Genomic DNA, 10,411 nt, shown 5'->3' on the forward strand with positions numbered 1-10,411 from the left:
GAACCCTAAGTGGCCGTTACCGCAGGAATGGATATGTACGCGGTAAGCTTCAAGATTCGGGTCGCCTATCAGTCCGCTTTCGCGAGCAAGCCCGCTCCCACATTTGGATGGTGGTGTGGCAGATGGATCTGCTGGGCCTGGAATACCGCTATCGCAGGCAAGCCAGCTCCCACATTGGGTCTGTGGTGTGACAGATGGATCTGCTGGGGCTGGAATACCGCTTTCGCGAGCAAGCCCGCTCCCACATTTGGATGATGGTGTGGCAGATGGATCTGCTGGGCCTGGAATACCGCTATCGCAGGCAAGCCAGCTCCCACAGAGGACATGTGAACGCAGGTTCATTGCTCCGCTCCCGGAGCGCCCGCCTTGGCCTCTTGCTGAGCCTGACGCCGCTGCAACTGCTCCCGATCAAACCCCTCGATATACACCTGCGCCGCCCGCCCAACCGGCGCCGCCATCGCTGGCCCGGTGGCCCGCCCCTGATTCAAATCCTGCCGCTGCTCCACCATCTGCATCAAATTCAAATTGTTGGCACAGCCCAGCGGCAAGGTCGCCTTGAAATCCTCGTCCAGCCCAATCTCATCCTTGGCCGGCGGCTGCTGGCACTGGCTTGGCACCCCGTCCGCCTGATACTGCGGCGAGTAATACACCGGCGCCAGATGCGTCTTGCAGCCCACCACCAACAGGGGCAAACACATCAACAAACGCGAAACTTTCATGCCATGCCCCCTCATCAATTCATGTAGAAACCAAACGCCCCACCACTGCGCGGCCCCGCCGCTGCGGCGGTCGCAGGCTGTGCATCCAGCGGCGTGGCCAGGGTGCGACTGCGCACCGGCTCCACCAGGTACGGCGTAATCAAAATCACCAATTCGGTTTCATTGCGCTGAAAACGCTTGGAGCGAAACAGGTTGCCCAGGATCGGCAAGTCCCCCAGCAACGGCAGCTTCTCGATGTCCTGGCTGCTCTCACGCTGGAACAAACCGGCAATCGCAAACGTCTGCCCGCTGCCCACTTCCACCCGCGTATCGGCGCGGCGCACGCTGAACGACGGCACATGGAAATTGCCAAAATCCACCGTGCCGCCACTCACCACACTGCTGACCTCAGGGCGCACTTGCAGGGCGATACGGCCGTTGGGCAGCAGCGTCGGGTTGAACAGCAGCGACACGCCGAACGACTTGTATTCGATCCCCACCAGGTCCCGATTCACCGGCACCGGGATCGCCACTTCGCCGCCCGCCAGGAAGCTCGCGGTTTGCCCGGTCATGGCGGTGATGTTCGGCTCGGCCAGGATTTGCAGGATCCCGTTGGCCTGCAACGCATCGAGCATGCCGTCGATATTGGTATTGCCCGAGCCGCTGCCCGCCGCCGCCAGGCCACCGGCGGTGGCGGCTGCCAGCGGTCCGCCGGTGATCAGGCCAAAGGAGAACGTGCCGTTGCTGAACATGGCGTTCCAGTTAACCCCGTAATGCAGCAGTTCCGAGCGGGACACTTCAGCGAAGCGCACACGCAAGTTGACCTGGGCGGCACCGGCGTACTCAGTGGTGTTGACCGCGCTCTGGAAGCCCTGGCCCTGTGGGTTGAGCAAGGCATTCAAATCCGTCGCTTCTCCAACCGAACGCACCGTGCCCTTGGCGATCAATCGGTTACCGGCACCGCTGATCTGCGCGCCATTGCCGGGATGCAATTCCTGCATCGGCGCGGTCACTGCCTGGGTCGCGCTACTGACCGCCAGGCTCAGGCTGGCAAGCTGTTTGCCGTCGCTGCCAAGGGCAATCAGGCTGGTATTGCCCGGCGCCTTGCCGAAGATATAGATCACCCCGGGCGACACCACTTGCAGGTCGGCAATCCCCGGTTCGGCCACCAGTACCGACTCCACCGGGGCCACAAAATGCAGGATCCGGCCTTCACCGGAGGCCAGGTTGATAGACCCCTGGGCACCGTTGGCGATGTCCTGGGCACTGCAGAAAAACGAGGTCAACGTCAGCAACAGCAGACAAAAACGGATCATGAGGCAGACGCCAGGGAAGTGACGGAAGCCGCGGCAGGCGCACGGCGGTTGGAGATATCGGTAAGGCTGATGGTCACCAGCGCTTGCAGGTTGTATTCGGTGGCCAGTTCGCGAAACGACAACACCGCCAGCTCCAGTTCACCGCGCAGCACCAGGCGCCGCAGGCTGCGGCGCAGTTCCGGGTGCACCAGCAATACCGCACTGTTGGCTTCAGTGGTTTTGTCGCAGGCCTGGCGCAGTTGGGCGAGCAACGCGCGGTTGACTTCCTCGGGGATCACTTCACGGCTGGGCTCCTGGCGACGCAGGGACGCACGCAACTGGTCTTCCAATCCCGGCGCCAGCACCAGGGCGCCAATCACCCGATTGCGGTCGGCGTACTGATGGCTGATCTGCCGCGCCAACCCTGCACGCAGGTGTTCGGCCAGGCGGCCGGCATCGGTTTCCCGGGCGCCCCACTCCACCATGGCTTCGAGCAAGGCCCGCTGATTGCGGATCGACACGCCCTCGCCCACCAGCAGGCGCAGGGTCTCGGCCACCCGCTGCAACGGCACCAGGCGCAGGGCTTCCTTGACCAGTTCGCCGTAGGTGGCTTCGGTGCGTTCGAGCAGCAGGCGGGTTTCCTGGATGCCGAGGAAGTCTGCGGCATAGCGGCGCAGGCTGCGTTCCAGCACGCCACGCAGGACTTCGTCCGGCAGCAGGAAACCGATGCCGGCGCTGCGCAGTGCGTCTTCGTGCTGACGCTCGATCCAGTGCGCGGCACGACCGTTGAGGGGCGAATCGGCTTGCAGGGTGGCGATGTCCAGCAACTGCACATGCACCGGATCGTCCTGCAACAGCAGGCAGTTGATCGGCATCTCGCCTTCGCTGACGGGTACGCCTTCCAGTGACACGCGGTAGCTGCCCGGCGTGGCCTTGGCGTCCATGTGAATGCCCGGCACCGGCATATCGACGCCGAGGTCGCTGCGAATGTCGTGACACAGCGCTTCGATGCGTTGGCTCAGTAGCTGGCGCGGGGCGCTGAGGGCCAACGCACTGCCGAGGGTCAGCAATACCCGAGTGTCGGGGGCCACGCCATAATCCTGCTCGGCCTGCACTTCAACCACCGGTTCCAGGGTCTCGACCAGCGCTTCAGGCTCTACCTGGTTTTCACGGGTATGGCGACGGTACATCACGAAGGCCGCACCACCGAACACCAGCGACAACCCGAGGAACACCCAGGTCGGAAAGCCCGGTATCACGCTGACGCCGACCATGATCAATGCGGTCAAACCGAGGGCGCGGTAGCTGGCACCCAACTGCTTGAGAATCTCGCTGCCGAGGTCACCCGCTTCGCCGTCGCTGTTGACCCGCGTCACCACGGTGCCCGCCGCTACCGAGATAAGCAGCGCCGGGATCTGTGCGATCAAACCGTCGCCCACGGTCAGCAGCGAATAGGTGTGCACCGCCGCGCCGAAGGCCATGTCGCGCTCGATCATGCCGATCAGCATGCCGCCCAGCAGGTTGACCGCGAGGATCACCAACCCGGCAATCGCATCGCCCTTGACGAACTTCATCGCCCCGTCCATCGCGCCGAACATCTGGCTCTCGCGCTCCAGGCGTGAGCGCCGGCGGCGGGCTTCGGCCTGGTCGATATCGCCGTTGCGCAGGTCGTTGTCGATGCTCATCTGTTTGCCGGGCATCGCATCCAGGGTGAAGCGCGCCGCCACTTCCGCGACCCGCTCGGCGCCCTTGGTGATCACCACGAACTGCGCCACGGTGATGATCAGGAATACCACCATGCCCACCACCACCTGGCCGGCAATCACGAAGTCACCGAAGGCCTTGACGATATGGCCGGCGTCGCCGTGCAGCAGAATCAAGCGGGTGGTGGTGATCGAAAGCGACAGGCGAAACAGGGTGCTGAGCAGGATCAGCGGCGGCAGCGCGGAGAATTCCACCGAGTGGCCGATGTAGAACGCCACGATCAGGATCAGGATGCTCAGGGCGATGTTCAAGCCGATCAGCATGTCCACCAGGTAGGTAGGCAGCGGGATGATCATCATCACGATCGCCATCAGCATGAACGCGACGATGATCACGTCGGTACGCTGGGCGGCCATGCGCGCGATGCCGTTCAGGCGATTGAGCAGGTTCATGGCGCGGCTCTCCGTGCAGCGAGGTAGCGTTTGAAGCACTGGCGCGCTTCGTCCTTGCGTTCGCCGTACCACAGCGCCCGGGCACGCAGCAGCAACAGACTGGCAGACTCACCCTCCAGCGCGACCAGCCGATCCAGGGCCGCGAGTGCGCGGGTGAAGTCGCCGCTGTCGGTGAACGCCAGCACCAGCGAGCGCAACAGTTGGCCATCGTCGGGCGCGACACTCACGGCAATCAGCAACATCACCAGCGCGCGCTGGGACTGGCCGTTGCGCCGGTACAGCTCGCCAATGCCCTTGAGCAATTGCACCGCGTCGTCGTTGTCCCGGGGCATCAGGCCTGGACCTCCGAGCGTTGTTGTTCAAGGGTACGGCGCATCTCGATTTCCTCGCTGATCAGGTCGTGGGCCAATGCCTTGATCTGCGGCTCGGCGTCGAGATTCGGCAACAGATGCTGCATCACGTGTTCCAGCAGTTCCAGGGAACGTGCGCTGCCGAACAGCAGCGAGTCGACGCCGGCGGCGCTGGTGAGTTCTTCCAGGTCACTGCGCAGGGAGCGGCGGGACTGGACCTTGCGGGTTTTCAGCAACGCTTCGAAAGCCGTGGCCTGGCGCGAGTTGACCGGGCGGATCGCCTCGACCGGCGCGCTGCGCACGTCACTTGGAATCAACGGACGGGGTTCGACTTTCATCCCGGGGCCTTAGCTGAAAAAAGCAGCGTCATAGGGTGAAGGTGAAGCGTTCTTCGCCACGGGCGAGGATCACCTGGTTGTTCTCGATGCGCTCCAGTACCCAGTTGTCCGCCAGGGCCGCGCCGGGGTACAGGCGCTTGCCGCTGTCATTGATCACATAGGGGTTGGCGCCGAACCACACGGCTTGAAAGCGCACCCGTGGCCGGGCCGCATCTGCACGCACGGCGACCCGCGGGTTAAGCACGATCTGCTGGCCGTAACGCTGGTCGAAGGCTTGTTGCAGGGCGACCCATTGAGGCTTTTGCGCGCGCTCAAAGGAGCCGACGGCGTTGAGTTGGCCATCGATGTCGTTGACCTTCACGGCGTCCAGGTGGGCGGCCTGCAATTGCCCTTCGAACCAGGCCTTGGCCTCGGCACGGGAAGGCTTGGCTGCGGTTGTTTCGGCAACCGGCATTACGGTTTGCGCTTGCGGTGGATCGTTGCGAAATGCCAGGGCGCCGGCGCATACAAAGAGCAACGCGGTGGCGATGATCCAGGGCGTTAACGTGCGTGTCGTCGCAGGCGTTTTTTCAGGGCTGCCCGGCAGCGCCAGGCTCACACCCGCCGTGCCGATACGCAGTTGCAGCGGCAGCCGCGCGCGATGGCCGCTGCCTTGGGGAATACGGATATCGCCGGCAGTGCCGGTGATCAGTACATCGCCGCCGAGGGCCTCGACGGCCACCTGGGCCCCTTCAAAACGCAGGCGCAGGTGCAACTCGGCAATCCCGGGATCGCTGAGCTGGAGGTCGGCCGCCAGGGCGGCGCCAAGGGTGTAGACCGGCTGGTCGAGCATCAGGGAACTGCCCTGGTGCAAACCGTGGGTCACAAGCAGGGTCGGCGCGCCGTTCGCGGCGGGCAGGCCCAGGGAAATCAAGGCTGTCATGGTTGGGTTTGCCCCCTTGAGAATCACAGGCCGCAACGACGCCTGTGCCGATCAACAACGGTGCAACGGGGTAAGGCAGGTATACGGGCAGCGCCGGCGCTGCCCGCATGGCGAATCAGTTCTGCGGACGCTGTTTGGTGGCGTCGAGCTCTGCTTTTTTCGCGGTGCTGATCTCGGTGATCTTGGCCGACTTCTCGATGGCCATGTTGAAAGTTGCTTCCATCTTCGCGATAGCGTCGTCGGCGCCGCCTGCACTTACTGGTGGAGTAGTAGCCATGTTCAATCTCCTTGCATCGATAGGGAAGTTAAGCCGCATGCAAACCGAAACAAACTCCCAGCGTCAGACAGTGAGTTGGCCATGCAGCCGTCGGTTTGCATGGGAACCATACTACTCACGAACAAAACGCCTTCGCTGTGAAAGCTTGTGAAACGTTCATGGCAGGTGCTGTGAAAAATCCGGCTCAACATGCCGTTGAGAAAATCTCATCGCCGCGCGGGCGTGGAACTTTTGTTAAAAAACCAATACACGACGAGACCCAATGTTTACGGGGGCACAACCTGAAAAACGAACCAACTCGAACAATTTATGAGCCAGTTACCTCTGGGTAAAAACGTTGATCACTCAACAATTCCAGAAAATAAACACGACAACTTCACACTTTTAACTAATAGCCATTTGCCCAACTTTGCAGATATTTCCATTTGTAACAAAACCGACTTGATCATCGCGTTTGATAGCTCGGCGCGGGTTAACCCAATAACACTTCGCAACTTTCGCCCGCCCCAGTTAGTGCACTTGCACTAAATATCGACTGATATAAAACAACTTCCAGGTGATCTATGACTGCGATCCCGAATGGCCTTGACCCTGCCGACAACAAAGGCCCGGATGGCTCCCGGAGCACGTTCGAAAAAGCCCTGTTCACCGCCGTCGACAAGCCGGTATTCGACCCCTCGAAAATCCGCGGGCCGTCCATTCCGCTGCCGTACCAGAACGTGCAGGCACCGGTGAACAACAGCATCACCTACACCCCGCTGGGCAGCGACAAACCGGTGACCCTCAAGCAGATCGACAACCCCAGGCTGTTTGAGCAATTGGTCAACCAGTACAACGCACAGCAAAGCGACGCGACCCTTGAGAAGAATCTGGCCGACAGCAAAGACGCCGGCTACAAGGAGGCCGACGCCAGCACCGTGGCGCCTGGCCTGGGCAACTACAAGGCGATCGGCAGTACCACCGAATTGGGCCCGGGACTGATCCGCTACGAGACCAGTGCCGGCGACAAAATCGTGGTCAGCCAGAAGGAAACACCCGCGCTGTTCGCCCAGGTCAGCGGCGACTCGGCCAAGCTCTTTGCGATCAATGCCAGCCAGGCCGAGGGCTACCGCCTGGCCGGCCCCACGGAAACCATGGACCCGGCAGCGAATATCGGCCCGCCCGAAGAAGTCGGCCCGGGCCTGATTCGCTATACCACGGCGTCGGGCGACAAGGTGATCGTGTCCCAGGACATCACCCCCGCGCTGTACGACCAGGTGGCCAAACTGTATGCCGGCAGCACCGGCGCGGCGGGCGCCTCGGACACGTCCTGGATCGACACCTCATCGTTTGGCGTGTCGGGTGCCAAGGATTGGGACACCATCACCGGCAACACCAGCGGCACGCCGACCAAGGAAGAACTCGACCTGAACCGGCCCAAGGCGGCCGCGCAATTGCTCTCGCAAAACTGGGACGCCTGGGGCCTGCATGGCGCGCCGATCGACTTCGCCAACCCACCCACGACACTCCCCCCCGAGGCCCAGGCCGTACTCAAGTACGTGGCCAGCAGCCCGAGCCTGATGGCCGCGCTGGATACCGGCGGGCGTGGCAAGGCCGACAATGTGATCACCCATTCCGATGTCGACCATTTCATCGACAACGCCGGCAAGGACCTCGGCGCCGCGTCGAAATCCTATGGCAGTTTCCTAGGCAGCAAACCCGGTGACCTGGCCAAGGCGAATGCCAAGTCGGCGGCAATCCTGATGGCCAATGAGAGCCTGGCCGCTGGCGCAGGTCCGGCGATGCGCCCCGGTGACGCCAACCAGCGCAGCAACGACGGCATGCTGCGCAGCGACAACCTGCAAGCCTTGGGCAGCGATTCGGCCCTGAGCACCGAGCTGACCGGCGCGGCGGCCATGTGGTCCAGACCCGGGATGTTCCACGCCCTGGAAACCGGCGGCGACAACCCCGCCACCGGCAAGTCGGACGGCATCGGCACCCGCGACAACATCGGCGCCTGGCTCGAAAAACAGGCACCGAAAACCGACAGCGACACCCTGACCTTCCTCGACGGTGCCGCCACTCGTGATGCCGTCGCCGGCGTCGACACCTCGGGCCTGACCGCCGACATCCTGGCCAACCCGCAGAACTACAGCGGCGAACAGAAAGCCGCGGTGCTGGTGCAGTTGACCGATGCACAAACCCGCCTGCTGGTCAGCGACTACGTGCCCCACGCCGGGTTGATGGACAAGTACACCTCGCCCCACTACGGCCTCAACCCCAACGAAGACAAAATCAAGGCACAGCTGCAAAGCGGCATCGAAACCCTCTCGGCCGACCCGGACGTGCAAGGCTTCCTGCAAAACAATCGCGGCCCGGCACTGGCCGACATCGTCGACAGCAACCCGGCGATGAAAGTCGCGATGCAGAACTACTACACCGACGACATCGAGACCGGCAAAAACCTCACCGACAATCTCAACGCCAAGGACCAGAACGGCAAGCAGATCGACATGGGCATGGGCCTGCAAAACGCGGCCAACGATACGACCATCGCCAACCTGGCGCTGGGGGGCAACGGCCATGTGGACCTGACCGGCATCGCCGACAAGGCCGGGCAAAGCGACAACATCCAGCAGTACTACAAAAACCAACTGGTGACCGGCAAGGCCTTTACCGACGCGGTGGCCGGCGGTATGGACCCCACCGTGGCGGCCAGCAGCTTCGCCGCCAGCACGGCCTCGGCCCAGGCCTTCCTCGGCGACAAGGCCTCGGCGGATGACGCCGCCACCTTGCAGGTGAATTTCAACGAAGCCCTTGGCGACGCTCTGCTCGGCGGCGCCACCACCGACACCCTGAACATCACCCTGGGGGACGGCAAGGGCAACTTCGACGAAGCCAAGGTCACTGCCGCGATCAACGACGCCCAGCAAAAAGATCCAGAGATGTTCGTCACCTCGGATGGCGGCAAGATCGACCCGGCGCAAGTGGTGTCGATGCTGCGTTCGGTATGGGACATCGGGCGCCAGGGCAACAAGATCGCCGACGCACTGCCCAAGGCCATCGAAGGCATGAAGTTCGGCGACGTCAGCCCTGCATTCAAGCAAGGCCTGCTGCACATCGGCAGTGCGGTGCTGATGAGCGGCGTGCTGATGGCCCGTTCGGCCAGCGGCAGCAACACGCCGGTGGCGGACGCGAACCGGGTATCCGCCGGGCTGCAATTTGCCGGGTTGTTGATGGAGGGCGGCACCAAATACGCCAAGGAAGCGGGTTACGGCATCACCTGGGTCAACCGCCCGGATGGCGGCACCATTGGTGACTTCCCCGGCAAGGTACCGGTGGGCAAAGGCCCGTTGAGCCCGCAGCAAATCGCCAACCTCGGCGCGGCCGGCAAGATCATTGGCTCGGCGGGCGGGATTATCGGCGGTGTGATCGGGGTGATTGGCGGTGTCGACTCGTTGAAAAAAGGCGACTACCTGAGCGGCAGTTTCTCGGTGGCCACCGGCGTGCTGGGTACGGGTGCGGCGGTGGCCGGGTTGGTGGAAGCCGGGGCCGGGTTGTACGGGGCTACGGAAATCGGCGCGGTGGCCGGGACCATCAGCGGGATCCTCGGCGGGGCAACGGCGATCCTTGGCGGGATCGGCAGCGCGTTCCTGCCCTTCGCCCTGGCTGATGCCCATGGCAAGGCGCAGGACGCGTTCTATGGCCAGCTTGCGCCGGTGCTCAAGCAATACGGGTTGACTGGCGGGCCTACGGAGCCGGGTGATTATCCTGAAGACCCGATCCCGGCGATCAACACCTGACCTTCCCTTGCAGCCTTGCGCGAAGGGAGCCGCGCGAGGTTGTGTTTTTGAACATGCACAAAGGTTAATCACATGACGTATTCACACCGCGGCCACCTTGAAGACAGCGCTATTGAAATCCACTTTGGCCCTTATCAACTGCTGCCCCGACGTCATCTGCTGCTGAAAAACGGTGAGCCGGTGAGCCTGGGCAGTCGGGCCCTGACGTTGCTGATTGCCCTCGCTTCGCGGCCTGGTGAGCTGTTGGAGAAGACCCAATTGCTGGACATCGCCTGGCCACGGTTGGTGGTGGAAGAGTGCAACCTGCGGGCGCAGATCAAGGCGATCCGTCGGGCGTTGGGGGATGATGATTCGGTGTATATCGCGACGGCGACGGGCCAGGGGTATCGGTTTGTTGCGCCGACCTGGGTTGAGCGTGGGGCGCAGAAAAAGCCGGTGGTGTTGGGGGTTTATAGCTGTCGCCGCTGTTTGGGGGGTGAGGTGAGGCCGGTGCTCGGCGTGCGGCAGGAGAGGCTTAACAGTTGAGGGGAGGATTTGGATCGGGGGCATATCCATTATTTGGGTGATGGCTGCGATTGGTTCCGCTCTTACAG

At 62.8% G+C, this 10,411-nt stretch carries 9 protein-coding genes; 2 read left to right on the forward strand and 7 right to left on the reverse strand.

What is annotated here, in order from left to right; genetic code table 11:
• Positions 1–338 precede the first annotated feature (338 nt).
• From HX818_RS26340 to HX818_RS26370, 7 genes are all read right to left on the reverse strand, one after another.
• Entirely contained in the window at positions 339–719 is a 381-nt protein-coding gene (locus HX818_RS26340; RefSeq protein WP_003207261.1) for a hypothetical protein, read from the reverse strand.
• 14 nt (positions 720–733) lie between these two features.
• Positions 734–2,014, reverse strand: coding sequence for a type II and III secretion system protein family protein (locus HX818_RS26345; protein WP_008433173.1), 1,281 nt, complete (start codon positions 2,012–2,014; stop codon positions 734–736).
• Positions 2,011–4,149 (reverse strand): type III secretion system export apparatus subunit SctV, encoded by a 2,139-nt coding sequence (gene sctV / locus HX818_RS26350; protein WP_134326974.1) that lies wholly within the window; start codon positions 4,147–4,149, stop codon positions 2,011–2,013. Before sctV ends, HX818_RS26345 begins: the two co-directional genes overlap by 4 nt.
• The gene (locus HX818_RS26355) at positions 4,146–4,481 is read right to left on the reverse strand and encodes a lipopolysaccharide assembly protein LapB (RefSeq protein ID WP_087694813.1); all 336 of its coding nucleotides are present in this window, start codon (positions 4,479–4,481) and stop codon (positions 4,146–4,148) included. Before HX818_RS26355 ends, sctV begins: the two co-directional genes overlap by 4 nt.
• A complete protein-coding gene (locus tag HX818_RS26360) occupies positions 4,481–4,837 on the reverse strand; it encodes a hypothetical protein (RefSeq protein WP_003207269.1) in 357 nt (118 codons plus the stop codon). Before HX818_RS26360 ends, HX818_RS26355 begins: the two co-directional genes overlap by 1 nt.
• 28 nt (positions 4,838–4,865) lie before the next feature.
• The gene (locus HX818_RS26365) at positions 4,866–5,759 is read right to left on the reverse strand and encodes an FHA domain-containing protein (protein WP_102369495.1); all 894 of its coding nucleotides are present in this window, start codon (positions 5,757–5,759) and stop codon (positions 4,866–4,868) included.
• A gap of 115 nt (positions 5,760–5,874) precedes the next feature.
• Entirely contained in the window at positions 5,875–6,036 is a 162-nt protein-coding gene (locus HX818_RS26370; RefSeq protein WP_003207273.1) for a hypothetical protein, read from the reverse strand.
• Positions 6,037–6,599: 563 nt separating this feature from the next.
• Between HX818_RS26370 and HX818_RS26375 the strand changes: the two genes are divergently transcribed.
• Positions 6,600–9,818 carry a type III effector HrpK domain-containing protein gene (locus HX818_RS26375; protein WP_177021012.1) on the forward strand — a complete coding sequence of 1,073 codons (3,219 nt, stop codon included), beginning with the start codon at positions 6,600–6,602 and terminating at the stop codon, positions 9,816–9,818.
• A gap of 72 nt (positions 9,819–9,890) precedes the next feature.
• On the forward strand, positions 9,891–10,343 hold the full coding sequence (locus tag HX818_RS26380; RefSeq protein ID WP_177021013.1) for a winged helix-turn-helix domain-containing protein: 453 nt from the start codon (positions 9,891–9,893) through the stop codon (positions 10,341–10,343).
• Positions 10,344–10,411: the final 68 nt, after the last annotated feature.

The sequence above is a fragment of the Pseudomonas sp. F9001 genome (assembly GCF_013385435.1).
Taxonomy (GTDB): Bacteria; Pseudomonadota; Gammaproteobacteria; order Pseudomonadales; family Pseudomonadaceae; genus Aquipseudomonas.